The following is a 21625-nucleotide window of genomic DNA, read 5'->3' as shown; positions in this document are numbered from 1 at the left end:
AATATGCAGATTAAAGATTTTAAAAATATATATTTTGTTGGGATCGGTGGAATCGGAATGAGTGCCATTGCGCGCTATTTTCATTCTATTGGAAAGAATGTGTTTGGGTACGATAGAACTTCTACAAAACTAACAAGTGAGTTGAAGGAAGAGGGACTTAGAATCACGTTTGAGGATGATTTGGATACCATTCCAACTGAGTTTATGAATAAGGAGAATACTTTGGTGGTGTTTACTCCTGCTATTCCTAAAGATCATCAGCAGTTATCCTATTTCCGATTGAACAATTTCACTATCATGAAACGTTCTCAGGTTTTAGGATTACTTTCAGATAATTTAAATGGAGTTGGAATTGCAGGCACACATGGGAAAACTACGGTTTCGACAATTACGGCTCACATTTTTAAAACATCAGCTTTAGGCTGCAATGCTTTTTTAGGTGGGATATCTAGAAATTATCAATCGAATCTATTACTTTCAAAGGATAGTCCTTGGGTAATTCTTGAGGCAGACGAATTTGATCGATCCTTTTTACAGTTACATCCAAAAATAGCTTTGATAACATCAATGGATGCTGATCATTTGGATATTTATGGTGACAAATCGGAATTGGAAAAAAGCTTTTGTGAATTTGCCAGTCAGATCAAAACAGATGGAATTTTAGTTCATAAAAAAGGATTAACTCTTCCTGCCGAAGGAATCAGTACATATTCCTATTCTTTGCAGGAAGAGGCTGATTTCTATGCTAAGAATTTGAATTTGCTTGAAGGATTTTATGAATTCGATTTGATTCATCCAGAAGGTGTAATTGAACGATTGCGTTTTTCTTATCCGGGTAAGATAAATGTGGAGAACGCCATAGCGGCAAGTAGTGTTGCTTTGTTGAGTGGAGTTAATGAGGAGGAATTGAGATTAGCATTGTCTGGATTTGAAGGTGTTCGACGAAGATTTGATTATCAAATCAGACAAAAACATATTGTTTTTATTGACGATTATGCTCACCATCCTAAAGAATTAAAGGAGAGCATTTCATCAGTTCGCGCTATATATCCTCAGAAGAAAATAACCGGGATTTTTCAACCGCATTTGTACACTCGAACTCGTGATTTTGTTGATGGTTTTGCAAAAAGTTTGAATTTATTAGATGAGGTTATTTTATTGGATATTTATCCGGCAAGAGAATTGCCAATCGAAGGTGTAAATTCGAATTTAATTTTGGATAAAATTGAAGTTCCTGCACAATTGTGTGCTAAAGAGGAATTACTAAATATTTTGAAGGATAAAGATCTGGAAGTGCTGTTGACATTAGGTGCTGGTGATATTGACAAAATGGTTGAACCAATTAAAGAAATGCTGATAGAAAAATATTAATATGCTAAGAAAAATTACTGTCATATTGGTTTGGGTATCTTTATTGGGATATTTAATTGTAAGTTTCTCTTTCGTAAGCGATAAGAAAGAAGAACTAACTTTTAGTGCCATTAAAGTTAAGGTACAAGACAGTGTGAGAAGTGGTTTTGTTAGCAATCGTGATGTTGAAAAAATTGTAAAAAAGAAATATCCTAATTGGGAAGGAAATTCGATATCTTCAGTGAATAAAGAGATTCTGGAAGATATGATTGATGAAGTTCCTTACGTAAAAAAGTCAGAAGTATACAGTTCTTTATCTGGAAAATTGATTGTTGAAATTCATCAGCGTAAACCAATTGTTCGAATTTTGAAGGGAAAAGGATACTACATTGATGAAGAAGGTAAGAAAATGCCTTTGTCTACAAAATTTACGTCACGAGTTTTAGTCGTTTCAGGGGCAGTAAATGATATATTGATAAAAGAAGAGCTTTTGGAGCTGGTAAAATTTATTACAAATGATGAATTTTGGAAGTCGCAAATAACCCAAGTACATGTAACAAGTGGAAAAGAGTATATTTTAGTACCACGAGTTGGTGCACATAAAATAGAATTGGGTAGTGTCGAGAATTATCAGAAAAAGTTTCAAAAGCTTTATGCTTTGTACACCAGCGGTTTTTCAAAAACTGGTTGGAACAAATACAAAAGAATCAGCCTGAAGTATGAAAATCAGGTGGTTTGTACAAAAAAGAATTAGAATGACAGGTAGAAACAACATAATCGCTGCTATTGATATTGGTACAACAAAAATTGTTGCCATTATGGGAAAGCTTACTCCAGAAGGGAAGTTAAGAGTTCTTGGAATGGAGAAAACAGGATCGAAGGGAGTAAAGCGGGGAGTAATTCACAGTATCGAAGACACGATTGAGGCGATAAGTGAAGTTGTTGTGCGTTTGAAAGAAAATTCGAATGAAGATATTTCCCGAGTGTATGTCGGAATTGCCGGACAGCACATTCGTAGTATTAAACACAGGCAATTTAAATACATTCAGAACGAAATTGAGGAGATCACTAAAGCAGATGTTGACGAGATTTTAAATGAAAATTTCCGTCTTCCGATTGAGGTTGGAGAGCAAATTTTACATGTTATTCCTCAGGATTTTGTGGTCGACAAGGAAGCTGGTATTCGTAACCCTGTTGGGATGGCAGGCAGACGATTGGATGGTAATTTTAATATTATCATTGGGCGTACCGCATCAGCACGCAATATTGAAAAGTGTGTGAAGGAAGTAGATCTTGAAATTGAAGAATTGGTCTTGGAACCACTTGCATCGTCACTTGCAGTTTTAACCGAAGAAGAGAAGGAAGCTGGAGTTGTTCTTGTTGATATAGGTGGAGGAACTACTGATATTACGGTCCACTTTGATGGTATACTTCGTCATACAGCAGTTATTCCTTTTGGAGGCGATATTGTTACCCGGGATATTAAAGAAGGATGTTCTGTGCTGCTGAAACAAGCTGAAGCTTTGAAAATTCAGTTTGGAGAAGCTGTTGCTGATTTGGCTGATGATGATAAAGTTGTTACCATTCCTAGTGTTGGCGGTTGGGATCCTAAAGAGATTTCTTTTAAAACCTTGGCACAGATTATTCAGTGTCGCATGGAAGAGATTATCGATAGTGTAAAATTTCAGATTGAAATTACCGGATTGCATGATAAAATTGGAGCTGGTATTGTTTTAACAGGAGGTGGTGCATTGTTGAAAAATCTTGATCAATTAGCTCGAGAAAGAACTGGTCTGGATGTAAGACTTGGTTTCCCGGGAAGTTCAAGTAAAATTTTACTTGATGAAAATATGGATCAACCGATGTATTCTACATCAATTGGTCTGTTATTGAAAGGATTGGAAAAACCAGTTAAAAAGAAAGTAGAACAGGCAGTAGAAAATGATAAACCTAAAAAGAAACGAGGATTGAGAACTATTCTTGGTTCATTGTTTGATACCCATGATGTGGATATGTAGAAAAGAGATGTAGTAACCCTAAAACTGTGATATCATGATTGACGAATTATTACCGGTTGATTTTGAACCAAAAGAAAAATCCATTATAAAAGTAATTGGTGTTGGTGGAGGCGGAGGAAACGCTGTAAACCACATGTTAAAAGAAGGAATTACGGGGGTTGATTTTGTAATTTGCAATACTGATGCACAAGCTCTCGAAAATAGCCCGGTGCCAATTAAAGTACAGTTGGGTCGATCTTTAACCGAAGGTCGTGGTGCAGGTAATAAGCCTGAGCGAGGAAGAGAATCAGCTATCGAAAGTTTAGATGATATCAATAAAGTATTGAGTCAGAAAACCAAGATGGTGTTTGTTACTGCAGGAATGGGCGGTGGAACTGGAACAGGTGCAGCACCGGTAATTGCCGAGGCAGCGAGAGAACAAGATGTTCTAACTGTGGGTATTGTTACCATTCCTTTTAGATTTGAAGGAAAAAAGCGTATTCAGCAAGCTTTGGAAGGAATAGAAAATCTGGAAAAACATGTTGATGCACTTCTAATAATAAATAATGAGAAGCTTCGAATGATGTATGGAGACTTGAAATTGTCTGATGCCTTTGCCGAAGCAGATACTGTTTTGTCCGTTGCAGCGAAAAGTATTGCCGAGATTATCACAGTTCCCGGTTATGTAAACGTCGACTTCGCGGATGTTGAAACAGTCATGAGAAATAGTGGTGTTGCGGTAATGGGTTCTGCATCGGCTACTGGTGAGGATCGTTCGATTAGAGCTATTGAAGAGGCTTTAAATTCACCACTTTTAAATAGTAACAACATTGTAGGTGCGCGTAACATTCTTCTTAATATCATATCAGGTAGTGAAGAGGTTACTATGCAGGAAGTAAGTCAGATTACTGATTACGTTCACGATGTGGTGGGTGATGATGTGAGTGTGATTTGGGGTAATGGTTATAACGAAAAAATGGGCGAAGAATTAAGCGTTACCATTATTGCTACTGGTTTTTCTGAGAACCCAATTCCTGAATTAATGATTCAGCCTCGCACAAGACCTGAAGAGGAGTCGAAGTTGGAATTAATCATTGAGAATCCAGCAGCTGAGGAGGAAAAAGCTGCGGCAAAACGCAGAGAAGAAATGCAGCGCAGAGAAGAATTAATGCGCAAAAGATCTGAAGAACAAAAAGTTCAGAGTCATACTCAAACACAACAAGTGCAAGAAAAAGTTGCCGAAGCTGAAATTGAGAATGAAGAGATGGAAGAGGAGGATGATAATCATGGAAGTATTGATGGTTGGTTTAAAAAGAGCTTCTCGAATATTTTTGATAACAAGGATACTCCTATGTAGTGGAGTAACGAATTAAGGAATATATAATGACAGAGGATTTAATGGATTTTAGCTTAGCCGAAAATGAATCATCAATTATTAAGGTAATTGGTGTTGGAGGTGGTGGTGGAAATGCTGTAAACTATATGTATCAACAGGGTATTAAGGATGTGGATTTTGTAATTTGCAATACCGATGCTCAGGCTTTGGAAAATAGCCAGATACCTGTTAAAATTCAATTGGGCGAATCGCTAACCGAAGGTAGAGGAGCTGGTAACAAGCCCGAAAGAGGAGCTCAATCGGCTATTGAAAACCTAGATGATGTAAATGAAGTACTTTCCGATAATACCAAAATGGTTTTTATCACAGCAGGAATGGGAGGCGGAACCGGAACTGGAGCTGCTCCTGTTATTGCTAAAGCCGCTAAGGAAGCAGGAATTTTAACTGTAGGTATAGTTACCATTCCCTTCCGATTTGAGGGTAGAGTACGATTGAATCAAGCGCTTGAAGGTATCAACAAGCTAAAAGAGAATGTTGATTCTTTATTGGTGATCAATAATGAGAAATTAAGTGAGATTTATGGCGATTTAAAGCTGTCAACAGCTTTCTCGAAGGCTGATGATGTTTTGGCAACGGCAGCCAAAGGAATTGCTGAAATTATAACTTTACATGGATACATAAACGTCGACTTTGAAGATGTTAAGACGGTGATGACCGATAGTGGTGTCGCAGTTATGGGATCGGCAAGTGCAGAAGGCGAAGACAGAGCTGTAATGGCAATTCGTGAGGCGCTTACTTCTCCGTTATTGAATAGTAACGATGTTAGAGGTGCTCGAAATATTCTACTGAATATTAGTTCGGGAGGTGAAGAGGTTACCATGGACGAGGTTGGAGAAATTACCGATTACGTGCAGGAAGCTGTTGGTGATAGTGCTTCAATAATCTGGGGTACTGGTCAGGATGAGGCTTTAGGAAACAAGGTTTGTGTTACGATTATCGCAACTGGTTTTGAAAATGGTGGAATAACCGAAGAAGTTGAAAAAACCAGATCAAATGCATTTCGAGCTACTCGTGGATCTGGAAATTCCGCTCAGCAGACAAAAATGAAGTTGAACGAAGAGCCAGAGCCACTTGAAGAGAAGAAAATCATTCTAACTGATTTAAAAGAGTCAGAAATTGATGAAATTGAAAGCATACCTGCATACAAGAGGAAGCAAAAGAATTTAAAAGAGAAGCAATATCGTTCGGGAAATGTAATTAAATTTACATTGGATGACGAATAGATTCAAGCTTGTTGGATGAATTGAAATTGATATTCACTCAAAAAAAATAATAATATGAGCTTATTAGAACAAATTAATGCAGATATGAAATCTGCAATGAAGGCAAAGGATAAAGACAAACTTCAAGCAATACGTTCAGTAAAAAGTGCATTTACAATGGAAATGACGAAGACTGGAGCTTCGGAATTAGAAGATGCTGTTGGTGTTAAGATTATTCAGAAATTGGTAAAGCAACGAAAAGATGCTGCCGAAACGTACAAAACTGGCGGACGTGAAGATTTAGCTGATAAGGAAATTATGGAAATGGGTTTTCTTGAAGTGTATCTTCCAGCTCAAATGAGTGATGAGGAGTTGACTGCAGCTGTTCAGAAAATTATTGCTGATACAGGAGCTACCTCAATGAAAGAGATGGGAAAAGTTATGGGAATGGCTACAAAGCAATTGTCAGGCAAAGCAGATGGTAAATTGGTTGCTGATAAAGTAAAGGCATTGTTGTCTTAATTCCTGATCAAAAAATAGATTCAAGAGCTGTAAAATATACAGCTCTTTTTTTGTGCAATACCATTAAAATTTTAATCCTTCTTAAAGAGAAGAGCATAAAAAAAGCGAGATGAATATTCATCTCGCTTTTCTTTTCGATTTTACTAAACTCTAGTAAAACTTATATCTTTTATCAATAACCTCAGCATTTTCTTTTAATGCCTGGAATGCTTGATAGTTTGTGCGATATTGGTAACCTTGTTCTAGTCTTGCTTTAAAAGCTTTAACAGTTTCATCAGTTACTTCGTCAGTATTTTCGTTGGTTACTACAACCACATAAACACCTTGATTTCCTTCAACAGGTTCAGATATTTTTCCTTTTTCGATTTGAGCTGCTGTACTAATTACATTTGGCTCGATACCTGCTCCAGGAATCTGGAATGATGAGAAGCTAATGGCAGAAGCATTTTTAACTTCTAAGTTCTCTTTTGTAGCAACTGAAAGAAGACTTTGTGCACCTTGACTTGCTTTCTTCAATTCAGCAATCATCATTTCTGCTTTCTTCTCTTTTCTTACTTCGCGACGAATAGTTGAAGCTACATCGTTAACCGATGAGAAACCTTCTTCTTTAATATCAGAAAGAATAGCTACCACAAATTTATCACCAAATTCGAATACTGCTGAGTTATCACCGTTTAATAATACAGTTTCCATTTCATCTGTATTATAAGCAGCTCTAACTAGTTCTCTAGAGTTTTCAAGTCCTGGAATGTTTTTAGTATCCTTCTTTAAGTTAGCAGTTCTTTTTTGCATTCCTTGTTCCGAGCTAGCTTTTAAGAAAGCATCTCTTTCAAGGTTGTTACCTGCAAATGTTCTTGCCAATGCGTAAGCAGCTTGAATTGTTTTGTTACTAGCTTCAACCTTACGATCAACAATAGCAAGTTGTACTTTCTTAACTGCTTTTCCTTTTTTAGTTACCTGAATAACGTGAGCACCAAACTGAGTCAATACAACCACAACCTCGTTCTTTTTAGAATTGAAAGCTGCATCGTTGAATGGCTGAACCATTTTACCTTGAGTAAACCAACCCAAATCACCACCGTTAACAGCAGATCCTTGATCATCAGAATTAGCTTTTGCTAAATCATCAAAACGAGATCCTTTCTCAACCAATGCTTTTAAGCTATCAGCTTTAGCTTGTGCTGCTGCGTAATCTCCGTTAACCGGACGAATTAAGATGTGACGAGCTTTAACCGAATCAGGAAGCATTTTTACTTCGTTGATTTTTGCAAGCTTGTATGTATCATTCTCAGAATAAACATCAGTTACATCGCCTTTAGTACCAGCAAATGCAAATTCAGCTAAATCTTTATTGGTAATTTCGTCTTTCTTGAAATAGTAAGCATTGAAATCGTTATCCGCATTTAACTCAACAAATTGAATGTTGTTTGTTTCAGCAGCAAAATCAGCTTTAATATCAGCTAACGATTTTTCAGTTGCTTTATAGTCATCTGTTGATGGCTCAACAGTGAAAGGAACGTAATCAATTCTTCTTGATTCTGTTTGTTTAAATAGATCTTTGTGCTCGTTGTAATATGCTTTAATTTCAGCATCAGAAACGTTAACTGTACTATCAGGAATTAAGTTGTAATTTTTAACAACATAGTTAATGTCAACTTTTTTGCTTCCTTTTTCAGCTAAATTTTTAACCAATGCGTTTGGCATGTAAAGACCTTTTTGAATCAAGGAATTGTACTTGGTTAAAGTTCTCTGAGTACTCATTGCTTTTTCGATGTTCAGCCAGTACTTTTTTTGTGGAGTTCCTGCTTTAGCATTGATCAAGTTTTGTAGTGTTGCAACAACCTGTGCTCTGTCGATAGTTCCATTTTCGTTTTGGAACATCTGACGGATAGTAGGATCGATGTTTCTACCTTGAACCATATCATATAACTCATCTGAAGAAACTGAAATTCCCAACTCTTCATATTCTTGATTCATCACCATTTCCTGCACCATTTGTTGCCAGGTTTGCTCTCTCATTCTTTCAGTTTGCTCAGAAGGAATTGAAGTTTGACCAGACATCAACTTTGCTACTTCGATATTATGATTAAATCGATTTTGGAAATCACGAATGTTTACCGATTCCCCTGCAATTTCTGCCATTTCATTTCGTGAGTTTGTCAACAAAGAACCACCCGATTTCAGTGCGTCACCTGCAATAAATGCAAACAATGCTCCTCCAATAATGATTCCAATAAATACACCACGGTTTCTTATTTTCTGTAATGTTGCCATCGAAAAAGATTTAAATATTCTTAATTAGGCTACGAATATACAAAAAAATGGGAAATGATTGCTTTTTATTTGTCTCAGTTTATTGGCTTTTATAGTAAAATAAAAGTAGTAGAAATTCTAACTTGCAAAGCTTGTAAATGAGTAGAATTACAGAAATGTGTTTTGCTGATTATTATCGAACATTTAAAAGAGTTGGATTTAGATTTAATTAGCAGATAGTCAACGAGTAGAGGCTAGAGGTTAACGGTTAGTTTAATCTTCTCAACTCTAGTGTTGCTGACCTCAACAATTTTAAAACTAAACTGATCGATACGAATGGTTTCGTTGTATTTTGGGATACTTTCATGATTAAATAGAATGAATCCATTCAATGTTTCGAATTCTTCTGATTCTGGTAAGTTCAATTCATATTTATCGTTCAAGTAATCAATTTCCAATCTGCCCGAAAATAGGAATTCTGTTTCAGATATCACTTGTTCTTCCAAATCGATATTGTCGTGTTCATCCTCAATCTCACCAAAAATCTCTTCCATGATATCTTCAATAGTTACCATGCCTGCTGTACCTCCAAATTCGTCAACCACCACAGCAATGCTTTTTTGTTCTTTAGTAAACAAATTTAAAAGTTTATGTGCAGCCATTGTTTCTGGCACAAAAATTATACGGCTTAGCGCAGACTTAATACTTTGTGGTTTCTTAAATATCAAGGATGAATGAACGTATCCAATAATATTATCAATAGATTCTTTGTAAATCAGGATTCGAGAATATCCTGTTTCGATAAATCGTTGAGTTAAATCATTAATTTCACTAGTGAATTCCATTGCTTCAATCTCGTTCCTAGGGACAATGCATTCGCGTAATTTTACTTTCGAAAAGTCAAGTGCATTACGGAATATTTTGATGTCGTGCATGTCATCTTCGGCAATAGCCTGAGTGTCTTGCCCTTCTTGTACCAGATGATCCAAATCAACTTTCCCAAAAGCTTGTGTTTCCTCGTCTTCGGTAATTTTCGTTTTAAATAATTTGTGAATGATATTTTTGGACAATAGCATGGTGACTATTGTTACCGGATAAAATACAATGTAGAAGAACATCACCGGCATTGCAAAAACATTCAAGGCTAAATTAGGATTAATGCGGAATAGAGTTTTGGGAATAAACTCGGCAGTAACCAATATCAATAGGGTAGAGATGATGGTTTGTATAGTTAAAATTAAGGATTCGGATTCAACCCAAAGAGCAATAGATGGCTTTAGCATGTTTGCCATCACAATACCATAAACAACTAATGCAATATTGTTTCCCACAAGCATGGTACTAATATAATGTCCTGGGAAACGAGAGAAAATGGAAATAATTTTTGAAGAAAGAGTATTCTTACTTCTATCAAGTTCCATTCGTAATTTGTTTGCAGCAATAAAAGCAATTTCCATTCCCGAGAAAAAGGCTGATAAAGCCAGCATAGAAAAAATGATGATCAGATCATTCATTTACTTAGTAGATTGGTTTTTCTCTCTTGATTTTCTCAGATACCTTCTCGAAGTGTACATTAATGCTGCAAGAATTGCGATAACATACAATATAATATTCTCAGAGAAACCATTCTCGAATGTTCTGTATACGGCAGCACTGGCACTACTGATCATCACAATCAGCCAGACAATTTCTAAAATAAAAGGGACTTTTTGATTCACGTTATTTGGATTTTGTAGGCAAGATAATAAAAGCTTTACTGTTTATTGCTCTGTTTTATCCTCTAAATATACTTCTCCTTTTAGATCTTTCATTCTGATTTCGTTCATTTCTTCATCAGAAGTGAAGCTTGTTCCTTCTATCACCTGACCATCTTCGGTTGTAACTGTCGTGTATTGATTCGAATAAATCAATTTCTTTTTTTGGTCCCAAAACAACAATTCGGTATTGATTGTTTTGCCATCATCACTATGAGCAACAACATTATTTCTTAATTCCCACAATTCTTCAGCACCATAATTTTTGGCATAGTTTGCTTCTATTTGCCAGGCTACTGTCTCATCCGTATCATAAGAAATGATTTTACCTCCTCGAGGAAATTCATTGATTTTGCCTTCCTCCGTTTCAGTTTCGATAAATTCTACAGCATATGCTCTGTATTGAATTCTGGTTGAATCGGTAAAAATGTATTCAACTTCTTTACCGGTTTGTAGAGGAATATTCTGATTGCTTGTAAGACTTTGCACTTCTTTCATGCTGTTCTCACAAGACAAAAGCATCGTAATCCCCGAAAGGATTACAATGCTTTTGATAATATTGTATTTACTTTTAGGCGTATTATTCATTCAAACGAGCCTTTGTAGTTTCATTAATCCAATCGCCAATTTTAACAACGTCTCCGTTCTTAATTCCTTCAAAGAAAGCTTCTTCTTTTCCAGGGAAATATTTAGAGTAGGTGTTAATTAATTCTCTTGCCTCTTCAGCACATTCAGAATCTATTGCTTTTGCTTTTAAGAATTTGTCAACCGCAACCCAGTATACTTTCTGATGATCTAAAGATGTTGTACCATATTTTTTACTGTAAGAAGCGTAAGCCTTGCCGATTAATAAATAAGGAGCACCCCATCCAGATTTTAAGCTAGCAGCTTTTAAAGCGTTAGATTTAGAAGCGGATAACTGATTTTGACTTAATAGAATATAAGCTAGTTTATAATGAAGATCAGCTTTAATATCAGCATCTTCTTCCAGTTCAATAGCTTGTTCAAGATATCCTTTACTTTTACCGAACTCTTTCTTCTTGATAAACATCTTAGCTAAGTTGTGTGCCGCATCAGCATTTGGCTCCAACTCGTACTTTCTTTCAGCTACCATTGCATATAAAGCTCCGTCTTCACATTCCTGACGATTCAACATACGAAGGATTTTGTTGATCAAAACCATATCGTCTTTGTTAGCTTCGAATTTAGTAGTAAAGATATTGCTTAGAGTTTCACAATCAGCAACACCAGCCTTGAAGAAAATTCGCTCAACATTTAAACGAGCATTTTCGTAATTATCAATTTTCTTTTGATCGGTAGTAGCTGCTTTTTGCTTAGCTGCCATATCCATGAAAAAAAGATAGTTGTCGATTACCTCTTCAGCTTCAATCTCACCTGCTTTAACCAAAATACCGGACGCATCCATCGTGTTGTTGATTACAGAAGCACCTGACTTTAAACCTTCCAATTCGATAGATTTTTTCATTATGCTATAAGCTTCTTTTACCGAGGCAATGTCCTTTTTCTTGTATTTAAATAAGTCACTACCTTTACGACCTAAAATCCATCCTTCAGGATACTTACGATCTTTACCAAAGTATTTGATTCTTTGATCGTAAACCATCATCAATGTATCTAAATACTTAACGTCTTTAGTTTTGATATACATTCCGCGCATTATAGTTGCGCCTTTGCTATAAGTAGTTTTTTGATATGCAGGTGCATTATTATAAACATATCTCCATCCTGGAAGTGCTTCCACATAATTCTTCTGCTTTACCATCTGAACGTAGAGAGAAGCGTTTGTTATTGTTTGCACACTGTCCAATCCATATTTTGATTCCAAAGTCTGAGCCTTTACGGTAAACAGACTTGAAAACAAAAGAACCATTGTTACGATTGAAAGTTTTGTCTTCATGTTACTAAATTTTTTATAATCAAGTTTATTTGTTGCAAAACTAAAAAAAATGATACATATAATATCATGTGAAAAGTCATATCTGTTTCTCGAAACTAATATAACGAAAGTTTTAGTTTTATACGAACTAAAACTGCAAAACTCATACCAAAGTTTCAGTATAAGTTTTGTTGTCGATCAAAAAAGATCAACTGCTGACCTATTTGTACAGCATCATGCAAAACTATAAATAAATTAGAAATCAGCAAAAAGATTCCTAATTATTAGGCATGTCCGATGAATTAAAATCTAAAATGCGATTCAATCCTATTAGAAGAATATCGATATCGAGAACTGTTTTGTTTTCTATATGTCGATGTAGAAATGGAGCATCTCCTCCTGTTAATACCACCTTCAAATCTGGATAATCTATTTTTAACTTGTTTATATAGGAATCCACTTCGAAAATTATTCCATTCTGAACTCCACCAGAAATGGCATCCTTGGTATTTTTCCCTATTAGTTCGAATTGGTTACTGATGGAAAGTTGTGGTAATTTACTGGTGAAGTGATGTAATGCTTTGTATCGCATATTAATTCCAGGAGAAATGCAACCACCACAATACTGCGCTTTTTCGTTTACAAAATCGAAAGTTATGGCTGTTCCAGCATCAACAACTAAAATGTTTTGATTCTGAAATTTCGTAAAAGCCCCTATACATGCAGCCAATCGATCATAGCCTAAGGTGTTTTTTGTTTCGTACAAATTGTTTAAGGGAATCGGCAATTCGGAATTAAAGAAAAAAACTGTATCACATTTCTTTTTCAAATAGTTTATAAGCGATGCCGGGTATTCCCTAACCGACGATACAATTACATTCTCTACATTATTATATCTTGACAATAAATCCTTCGCGAATAACAATTCTGTTTCTGTTGAAGATTCTAATTGTAACATTATACCTGCATTGAATATTGCAGCTTTTATTTGTGTATTTCCTATATCTATTATCAGATTCAACTTGCTAAATATTGAAGGTTGGAATTTCTTGTAAATATCTTGTAAAATCGCATAAAAATAGCAAACTTTAGGCATATTAATAAAGTGATATTGAGGTTTTTTAAAATCATTTTAAATAGACAATTAGTTCTAATATGTATTTGATTTGATTTAAAACAGTATTACTCTATTTGGTATTGATAATTAGATCGATTAAATATTCAATAATTGCTTAATGAAAAAAAAGATATTAATCGTTGAAGATGATAGCTTAATATCAACCATCTTCAGAATGTTTTTGAAAGAACTGGGATACGATTTACTTGGGATTGTTGAAGACGGAAAAGAAGCCATTCGTTTGTGTGAGAAGTTAGGTCCGGATATTATTCTTATGGATGTTCATTTGGGCGGAGAATTGGATGGAATTCAAACAACTGAATTGATCAAATCCAAATTTGATATTCCTGTTATTTTTCTTTCCAGCGATACCGAAGAATCAACAATTCAGCGTGTAATCAATACACACTCATATGGTTATTTGGTAAAACCAATCGACAAAAAGGAGTTGGGTATTTCAATTGAGTTGGCTTTTTACAAGCATCAGTTCGATTTGGATCAGAAAATGCGAGAGAAGCGTTTTCGAAATTTTATTACCGATTCGCCAGAGGCAATAGTTTTGGTGAATGAGGGTGGACATATTGAGTATTTGAACTGTTTGGGTTTAAAATTATTCAAAACAGCCTACATAGAAGATTTAATGGGATTGCCTCTTCTTTCATTTGTTGGTGATGATTATCAAAATGAGTTTAGAGATAAGCTGGAGCGTTCGGTTGAAATGGGAAAGGGAATTGATTATACTCATATAAAATTCAAAACCATTCACGGGGATCATATTGATGTTGGATTAACAGGTGCTCATATTGAATTTAATGGGAAGAACAATTTGCAGTTAATTATTCGTGATGTAACACAGGAATTTGCTTATCGGGAAATGTTAGCCGAAAAAGCGGATATCATCAATCATTTTCATGATGGTGTGGTTACATTTGATTTAAATGGAATGGTGAAATCATGGAATAAAGGGTGTGAGCGAATTTTCGGAATCGAAGAAAAAGAGATGGTTGGCAAACCTTACAGCGATTTGTCTTTATCAGGAAGGGAAAAATCATTTACCGAAGATATTTTGATTCCGACTGAAAAGGATAATAATTACGAAATAGAACTTTCTTTTGAAATTGATGGAAAAGAGACTTTATTAAGATTGTATTCGTCGATGTTGCGTAATGATGCTGGGATAGATAAAGGTATTGTTTGCTATGTTCGCGAAGTATAAGATGATTAAATGAAAATATTTAGAAATTAGAAAGCCGAGAGTTTTAACTCCCGGCTTTTTCTATTCTATGATTTTATCTAATATTTCACTTGCTGATTTTATATTGGTTACATTTTCGAAGCTTAAGCTTAAACGATTTTTAGCTTCTTTCATTTTACAAGGAATTTTTTGAGATTGCAGGAACTGCAACACCTTACTAAATTGTGGCGATTGATAGAATGGAGATTCCTGATCGGAGATAAAGTATAAGACAAGTTTCTTACTTTTTAGAATCATCTTCTCGATACCTAAATCTAGAGCCAACCAACGCAATTGTACTACATTTAATAATTCAATACTTGCAGCAGGTAACACTCCGAATCGATCTTTCAATTGAAGTTCAAACTTCTCAATTTCTTCTTTGCTTTGAATGTTATCTAATTCGCGGTACAAGCGAACTCGTTCCGAGATGCTTTCCACATATTCTTCAGGAAATAGAATTTCTAGATCGGTATCTATTTGGCAATCGTTAATAAAACGAATGAGTTCTTTTTCTTCCTCTTTCTTTTCATCAGCAAACACATCCTTAAATTCATTCTCTTTCAATTCAAGCATGGCTTCGTTCAAGATTCGCTGATAGGTTTCATATCCTATATCAGTAATAAAACCCGATTGTTCACCACCTAAAAGATTACCTGCTCCTCGAATATCCAAATCTTGCATGGCAATGTTAAAACCACTACCCAGTTCCGAGAAATTTTCGATTGCTTGTAATCTTTGTCGAGCTTCTTGTGTCATGGACTCCATAGGAGGAGTCAATAGGTAACAGAATGCTTTTTTATTTGATCGCCCAACACGCCCACGCAACTGGTGCAATTCACTTAATCCAAAGTTTTGTCCGTTGTTAATAATAATGGTATTGGCATTTGGAATATCGAGTCCCGATTCAATAATAGTTGTAGCAATTAATACATCGTAATCTCCTCGAATAAATTCCAGCATGATTTTCTCCAACTTTGGTCCGTCCATTTGTCCATGTGCCACAACAGTAGAAACTCCAGGAACAGTTCTGTGAATCATATCCTGTACTTCCTTAATATTCTGAACTCGATTGTGAATAAAGAAAACCTGTCCGTTTCGCTCCACTTCGTAAGTAATTGCTTCGCGAATAATATCTTCGTTAAAGTTATGAACTTCGGTTGCAATAGGATAACGGTTTGGTGGCGGCGTATTGATAATTGACAAATCGCGAGCTCCCATTAAGGAGAATTGCAAAGTTCTTGGAATTGGTGTGGCAGTAAGTGTTAAAGTATCAACATTAACTTTTAGTTGTTTTAGTTTTTCCTTAACCGATACACCAAACTTCTGCTCTTCATCAACAATCAGCAATCCCAGATCTTTAAAGTCAATGTCTTTCCCAATAATTCGATGCGTTCCTATTAATATATCGATCTGACCAGCTTTAATATCTTTCAAAATCTCCCTTTGATCTTTTGCTTTTCGCATGCGACTGATATAATCCACTCGACAAGGGAAATTTTTCAGTCGATCGCTAAAGGTTTTGAAATGCTGAAAAGCCAAAATTGTGGTAGGAACCAATATGGCAACTTGCTTATTATCGGCAACAGCTTTGAAAGCAGCTCGAATGGCAATTTCGGTTTTTCCAAAACCAACATCGCCACAAACCAGGCGGTCCATTGGGAATTGCGATTCCATTCCCTCTTTGGTCGCTTTGGTCGCTTTCACCTGATCAGGCGTATCCTCGTAAATAAAAGATGCCTCTAGTTCTTGTTGCATGTAGGAATCAGGACTGAATTGAAAACCACGCTCGGCTTTACGCTTGGCATAAAGTGCAATCAAGTCTTTGGCAATATCTTTAACCTTGCTCTTGGTTTTGTCTTTTAGTTTTTGCCATGCACCAGTTCCCAACTTGTAAATTTTAGGAGCCGATCCGTCTTTTCCTTTGTATTTTGATATTTTGTGTAAGGAGTGCAAACTCACAAACAATATGTCGTTGTCTTTATAAACCAATCGAATTGCTTCCTGATCTTTTCCATTCACATCAATTTTCTGCAAGCCTCCAAAACGACCAATTCCATGATCGGAATGCACAATGTAATCACCAGGATGAAGGCGATTGATCTCTTTTAAGGTGACCGCCTCTTTTGCTTTATGAACGCTTGCCGTTTTTAACTTGAATTTGTGATATCTGTCAAAAATCTGGTGATCGGTAAAACAAGCCAACCTTAAATCCCGATCCGAGAATCCTTCGTGCAGGGTTTGATTTACATCCTGAAATTCAACTTCAATGCCTTTGTCGTCGAAAATATTGTGGATACGTTCTATCTGTTTTGGATTATCCGATAAGATATAATTGGTTTCGGCTTTTGAATTGTTGCTAAGCAGATGCTCTCCAAGCAGATCAAAATTTTTATTGAATGATGGCTGTGGCGTTTGGTTGAATTGAATCTCGTTTGAAGTTGGGAAAAAGAATTTTTGTCCGAATTCTATGCAAGAATAAACATTAAGCTGATCGATAAATTCAACTCCTTGTATCAGGTAATCTTTGGTGGAGACAGCATCATCGCCTAATTGCAAATGCGGCAATTTTTCAATGGTGTTTTCATAGATAGCCTGAATTCGATCACTTATAAATTGTATGTTCTTGCACCAGAATATGGAATTCTTTGGTGTGAAATCTAAAAAAGAGATGCGAGAATTTTTTAGTAGGTTATCCTGAATGTTTGGAATAATATCAACCTGATCCAGCTTTTTTATGGACAATTGGTTCTCTACATCAAACATACGGATGGAATCGATCTCCTCTCCAAAAAAATCAATACGAAATGGATGTTCATCTGAAAAGGAGAAGATATCAATAATGCTACCACGAATAGAGAATTGACCGGGTTCTACTACAAAATCGGCACGCTCAAATTCGTAATCCACCAAAACCTCTTCAACAAATTCGGGTGATAACTTTTCACCAACCTTAATTTTTAGGGTATTCTCGCTTAATTGTTCCTGACTAATAACCTTCTCAACAATTGCCTCGGGGAAAGTGACAATAAAACCAGCTTGTTTATCTGAGTTCAGGCGATTTAAAGTTTCGGCACGAAGAATGATATTGGAATTGTCGGTTTTTTCGTATTGCACCGATCGCTTGTACGATGATGGAAAAAACAAAACGGAACTCTCATCAATAAGATTACATAAATCATTGTAAAAGTAAGCTGCTTCCTCTTTATCGTTTAAAATAAAAAGGTGTGGCTTTTTTTGTTCGCTTATGGCAGATACCAGCAATGAAAGTGAAGAACCAATCAACCCTTTCAAATGAAGATGAAAATTTGATGTTTCTTTTAAATGATTGTCAATGCTGTATCGAGCCGGATGCTCAGAGAATATTTGCGTAAGTTCTTTCAGTTCCAATTTTTACCCCTTATTAAGTTGAATGGCAAATTTAGGGAAAAGATTCAAATTTCAAGCTCCAAATTCCAAGTAACAAGCTTCAAGTCATAAGTTCCTGGCATGAAGTAGAATTATAGCTTTCTCCCTTTTAGGGTAGATCCCGACAGGGAGAGGGGTGTATTGCAATTGAATGGTTCTTACCCTTTAATCTGTTGATTGTTTTCTTATAAGGGAAACATGCTTTTTTAAAAGAATTTGATATTTGTGAACTTGGAGCTTTTCAAAACCCATACCCAACCGGTCCATGCCCCGGCACACTTACATACCCTCGTGTATTTCCCTGGTCGTAATTGCCGGCACTAAATCGGGTAGACCAGAAATTATCGCCACCACTTCCTTGACCCATATATTGGTTTTGCTGAGCTGCATAGTAAAGGTTCACTGTAGGTATAGGATTTCCTTCGTAGCCAGCATTGCCCAAATGATCGAACCAATATCTTCCGGGCTGAATGTAATAGCCCAGTACATAGCTCCAAACCAGCCATTCATTTTGAGGTAACTCACGACCATTAACCACTACATTAGTGTTCCCTTTGGATACATCTTGTTTGATTTCTCCAAAATCGTGACCATGAAACATGAAGCCAAAGGAGGCATAACCAACAACGCCATACAAACCACTTTTTGTATCGTACCAATAATTGCCTGACTCTGGTTTTACACCATAAATATCCTCAAGCTCGTTCATTTGCGATTCGCTCAATTCAATATCATTGATATTTACTTTCTGATTTTGTCCTAAAAGTGGTGCCGAAAGAAATAAGCACAGCAATATAGATAGTATTGTTTTCATGAGTTCAGCTTTTAAATTTTGGTAATGATATGTTTTAAAAATCACCTTAGGTAGAGAAGAAAGAGGAGTTGAGTGTGTTGGATTCTTAAAATTACAACAAAGATTATCCAGTGTCAATATTTTTGGTTTGTTAATGGTCTATTTTGCTGATTTTGTGTATTGTTAGTGAAAATAATATTGCTTATTACTTGTTTGTGAATAATTAACTTGTTAAATTTAATCTACGATCATAATAAAAAGTAGGTCGGGGATGTGTTGGAGTAATGATGTTTATAGAATTTGAAGGGTTGAGAGGAATTTATGATCTATAGTAGTAGACTTATTTACTTGTTATCATAGAGAACTTTTATTCATTTAAATTAAAAATCATGGCAAAATTATTAAACGACAAAATGTCGTCGCAAACACACATTAGTAATAGCAACCGCCACATTCGTTTGAGCAATCAAACGCAGGGAGCAGAATCATTGTCTACTGCAATTGCTCCTAAGGTAAATCTCCTGAAAGAGAAAAATGCTGCAACGCTGGCACAAAAAGAGAATAAAGATGCAGCTTACGACAATCTGGTTTTTAAGGATGCAGTATTGGATGATGTAATCCGTAATATTTCCGATTCGGCAAAGCAGTTCGATAGAATGAATCCGGGACGACCTATTTATACTCAGTTGTTCCCCGATGGGAAATACTCTACCATAGTACGTGCATCTTTTACAAAGGAATTGGGCATGAGCATGCAGCTGAAAGAGCGCTTAACAGCATTGGGCGATACGCACCAATTGTATGCAAACGTAGCTCCACTTACAGCAGCAGCAAACGATGTGCAGGCTGCCTTACAAAAATTGGAAGAAGAGGAAAATAAGGTGAAAGTTGCTGTAGCCAACGAAGAATTGGCACAAGCCGAATTGCGCAAGCAGTACGAATACAACTATTTGGATGCTGCTAAAATGTTTGGCAAGAAATTCGCTGATCGACTGTTCCCAAAAACCGCTAGTAAAGCAAAAGTTGAGGATGCCGTTAGCGAAACAGAAGAGCTAACAGAATAATATTTCAGGAAAATATGCTCTGCAAGCATGCAAAGTACATTTTCTTCTAATAAAATAAGGAGTGCAGGCTTGCAAACTGCACTCTATCCCAGTCGGACATGCTTTTCATGCATGAAAAGTAAACTCTACCAAAATCGAATGAGGCTTGCACGCGTGCAAGGCATATTTTTTTTCGATAGCACATGCTTTGCAGGCTTGCAAACTACACTCCACCATAATAAAATGGGGTTTGCAGGCTTGCAAAGGTGCTTCGATGGAAATGGGGAGGGCTTTGTTGGCTTGGGGAGGGGGTTTTTTGAATAACAAAGTGGCCTGGTGGATGGGTGAAAACATATTTTGTATTAACAAATTTATTGTAATGATGAGATTTTACTTCTTGATTTTCATTGCCTTGCCTTTTGTGTTAAAAGGTGAGACCAATAAACGAACAATTAAAATTAGTGTATTGGATTTTAATAGTGCGCAACCAATATCTTACGCACATGTTGTAATACAAAACAAGAATTTAGGAACAATTACAAATAAGGAAGGAAAAGTTGATTTTAAGATTGATAGCATTCACCGTAACGATACTATAGTGATTTCATCAATTGGTTATCAAGATAAGATTTTGCCTATACGCAGTATGAATTCTAATAATAGAAATCAAATTAAACTATCACAACAAACTTATTCATTAGAAGGAATAGATGTCAATCTTAATGTTAGCAGGAAAATAGTTTTAGATGCGATAAGGAATATCAGTCGAAATTTACCCGCACAGGAATATTATTATAATGGGTATTTTATGACTGCATTTGTGGAAAATGACGGTTTTAAAAGGTTGTTGGAAGCTTCTATTGGAGTTACTGATAATGGAATTGATAAAAGAAATGGAGTAAAGGCGAAAGTGAATTAATTGAGAAAATCACTAGATTTTCGAAACTACAAGTGGGATGAAGGCAATAGCTATTTGGCAGATTGTTTATTTAAGGATCCGATTAGAGCAAGGGATGGTGTTTTAGATTCAACTTATATTGATTTATGGAAATTCAAATTGGATGATATATATAAGATAAATGATGAACAGATATTTAATATTTCCTTTAGTTTAAAAGAAAAGGGAGTATTAAGTTATGATGGCAATATTTCCATAAGGCAATCAGATCATGCCATATTAAAAATGAGATTTAGAAATAATTTTAGTCTTAAGAAAGTAAAGGTAAATGATTCGGTTGACTTTGTTCACCTTTCAACAATTATAGTAGTGGTTTACAAGGATTTTGGAGATAAACTCATTAAAAGTCATCAATCTTTGATACAGAAATGGATAATTAATGATAAGCAAATGGATCAAGCTCAGGAATTAACACTTCTCGAGGATTTTATTACCTATGACCAGGGATATGGCAAGAACAGTAGAAATGGTAAAAGACTAAAGAAGAATATGGATATTTACAGATTGAAAATTCCTTATGACAAAGATTTCTGGAGAGATTTTAATACGCCTGTTGATACTGAATCTTTAAAGTTGGCAAAAGATGAATTGCACTCGAAAATGAATTTAGAGAATCAATTTGAAATTAATAGATGGTAATTGGTATTCGAAAATATTAACGAATATGAATAATATGAGATATCAATTTTTTTTATTGTGAA

The 21625-nt window shown here is 35.7% G+C and carries 18 protein-coding genes; 10 read left to right on the top strand and 8 right to left on the bottom strand.

Going from position 1 to position 21625, the window contains the following annotated elements; all coding sequences use genetic code 11:
- Window positions 1-3: 3 nt before the first annotated feature.
- The 6 genes from murC to GCQ56_RS16585 are packed head-to-tail and all read left to right on the top strand — an operon-like array spanning window position 4 to window position 6467.
- The gene (murC, locus tag GCQ56_RS16610; RefSeq protein WP_152735662.1) at window positions 4-1371 is read left to right on the top strand and encodes a UDP-N-acetylmuramate--L-alanine ligase; all 1368 of its coding nucleotides are present in this window, start codon (window positions 4-6) and stop codon (window positions 1369-1371) included.
- Window position 1372: 1 nt separating this feature from the next.
- Window positions 1373-2104 carry a cell division protein FtsQ/DivIB gene (locus GCQ56_RS16605; protein WP_152735661.1) on the top strand — a complete coding sequence of 244 codons (732 nt, stop codon included), beginning with the start codon at window positions 1373-1375 and terminating at the stop codon, window positions 2102-2104.
- A gap of 1 nt (window position 2105) precedes the next feature.
- Window positions 2106-3368 (top strand): cell division protein FtsA, encoded by a 1263-nt coding sequence (gene ftsA, locus GCQ56_RS16600; RefSeq protein WP_193323821.1) that lies wholly within the window; start codon window positions 2106-2108, stop codon window positions 3366-3368.
- A gap of 34 nt (window positions 3369-3402) precedes the next feature.
- On the top strand, window positions 3403-4704 hold the full coding sequence (gene ftsZ, locus GCQ56_RS16595; RefSeq protein ID WP_152735659.1) for a cell division protein FtsZ: 1302 nt from the start codon (window positions 3403-3405) through the stop codon (window positions 4702-4704).
- A 26-nt stretch (window positions 4705-4730) separates the two neighbouring features.
- Window positions 4731-5966: a cell division protein FtsZ gene (gene ftsZ, locus GCQ56_RS16590; protein WP_152735658.1), complete on the top strand. Its 1236-nt coding sequence runs from the start codon at window positions 4731-4733 to the stop codon at window positions 5964-5966.
- Window positions 5967-6020: 54 nt separating this feature from the next.
- A complete protein-coding gene (locus tag GCQ56_RS16585) occupies window positions 6021-6467 on the top strand; it encodes a GatB/YqeY domain-containing protein (protein ID WP_152735657.1) in 447 nt (148 codons plus the stop codon).
- A 150-nt stretch (window positions 6468-6617) separates the two neighbouring features.
- Here GCQ56_RS16585 and GCQ56_RS16580 read toward each other — a convergent pair whose 3' ends face one another.
- From GCQ56_RS16580 to GCQ56_RS16555, 6 genes are all read right to left on the bottom strand, one after another.
- Entirely contained in the window at window positions 6618-8741 is a 2124-nt protein-coding gene (locus GCQ56_RS16580) for a peptidylprolyl isomerase (protein ID WP_152735656.1), read from the bottom strand.
- Window positions 8742-8974: 233 nt separating this feature from the next.
- Window positions 8975-10234: a hemolysin family protein gene (locus tag GCQ56_RS16575; RefSeq protein WP_152735655.1), complete on the bottom strand. Its 1260-nt coding sequence runs from the start codon at window positions 10232-10234 to the stop codon at window positions 8975-8977.
- A complete protein-coding gene (locus GCQ56_RS16570) occupies window positions 10235-10438 on the bottom strand; it encodes a hypothetical protein (RefSeq protein ID WP_152735654.1) in 204 nt (67 codons plus the stop codon). It lies immediately after the preceding gene.
- Window positions 10439-10480: 42 nt separating this feature from the next.
- Complete coding sequence (lptC, locus tag GCQ56_RS16565; RefSeq protein WP_152735653.1) at window positions 10481-11062, bottom strand: LPS export ABC transporter periplasmic protein LptC; 582 nt, start codon at window positions 11060-11062, stop codon at window positions 10481-10483.
- Entirely contained in the window at window positions 11055-12392 is a 1338-nt protein-coding gene (locus tag GCQ56_RS16560) for a hypothetical protein (protein ID WP_152735652.1), read from the bottom strand. Before GCQ56_RS16560 ends, lptC begins: the two co-directional genes overlap by 8 nt.
- Window positions 12393-12648: 256 nt before the next feature.
- Window positions 12649-13467: a type III pantothenate kinase gene (locus GCQ56_RS16555; protein ID WP_152735651.1), complete on the bottom strand. Its 819-nt coding sequence runs from the start codon at window positions 13465-13467 to the stop codon at window positions 12649-12651.
- A 139-nt stretch (window positions 13468-13606) separates the two neighbouring features.
- Between GCQ56_RS16555 and GCQ56_RS16550 the strand changes: the two genes are divergently transcribed.
- Window positions 13607-14704 (top strand): PAS domain S-box protein, encoded by a 1098-nt coding sequence (locus GCQ56_RS16550; RefSeq protein ID WP_152735650.1) that lies wholly within the window; start codon window positions 13607-13609, stop codon window positions 14702-14704.
- A gap of 60 nt (window positions 14705-14764) precedes the next feature.
- Here GCQ56_RS16550 and mfd read toward each other — a convergent pair whose 3' ends face one another.
- Complete coding sequence (gene mfd, locus GCQ56_RS16545) at window positions 14765-18112, bottom strand: transcription-repair coupling factor (protein WP_152735649.1); 3348 nt, start codon at window positions 18110-18112, stop codon at window positions 14765-14767.
- A 259-nt stretch (window positions 18113-18371) separates the two neighbouring features.
- Window positions 18372-18944, bottom strand: coding sequence for a hypothetical protein (locus tag GCQ56_RS16540; RefSeq protein WP_152735648.1), 573 nt, complete (start codon window positions 18942-18944; stop codon window positions 18372-18374).
- A gap of 368 nt (window positions 18945-19312) precedes the next feature.
- On the opposite strand from GCQ56_RS16540, the gene GCQ56_RS16535 reads away from it, so the two are divergent.
- The 3 genes from GCQ56_RS16535 (at window position 19313) to GCQ56_RS16525 (ending at window position 21563) form a co-directional block, all read left to right on the top strand.
- On the top strand, window positions 19313-19987 hold the full coding sequence (locus GCQ56_RS16535; protein WP_152735647.1) for a hypothetical protein: 675 nt from the start codon (window positions 19313-19315) through the stop codon (window positions 19985-19987).
- A 358-nt stretch (window positions 19988-20345) separates the two neighbouring features.
- Window positions 20346-20885: a carboxypeptidase-like regulatory domain-containing protein gene (locus GCQ56_RS16530; RefSeq protein WP_193323819.1), complete on the top strand. Its 540-nt coding sequence runs from the start codon at window positions 20346-20348 to the stop codon at window positions 20883-20885.
- Window positions 20886-21563 carry a hypothetical protein gene (locus tag GCQ56_RS16525; RefSeq protein WP_152735645.1) on the top strand — a complete coding sequence of 226 codons (678 nt, stop codon included), beginning with the start codon at window positions 20886-20888 and terminating at the stop codon, window positions 21561-21563. It abuts the gene before it with no gap.
- Window positions 21564-21625: the final 62 nt, after the last annotated feature.

The sequence above is a fragment of the Marinifilum sp. N1E240 genome (genome assembly GCF_009295825.1).
In the GTDB taxonomy this organism is placed as follows: domain Bacteria; phylum Bacteroidota; class Bacteroidia; order Bacteroidales; family Marinifilaceae; genus Marinifilum_A; species Marinifilum_A sediminis.
The sequence above is the reverse complement of the archived record's forward strand: the minus strand, read 5'-3'. Positions and strand labels throughout refer to the sequence as shown.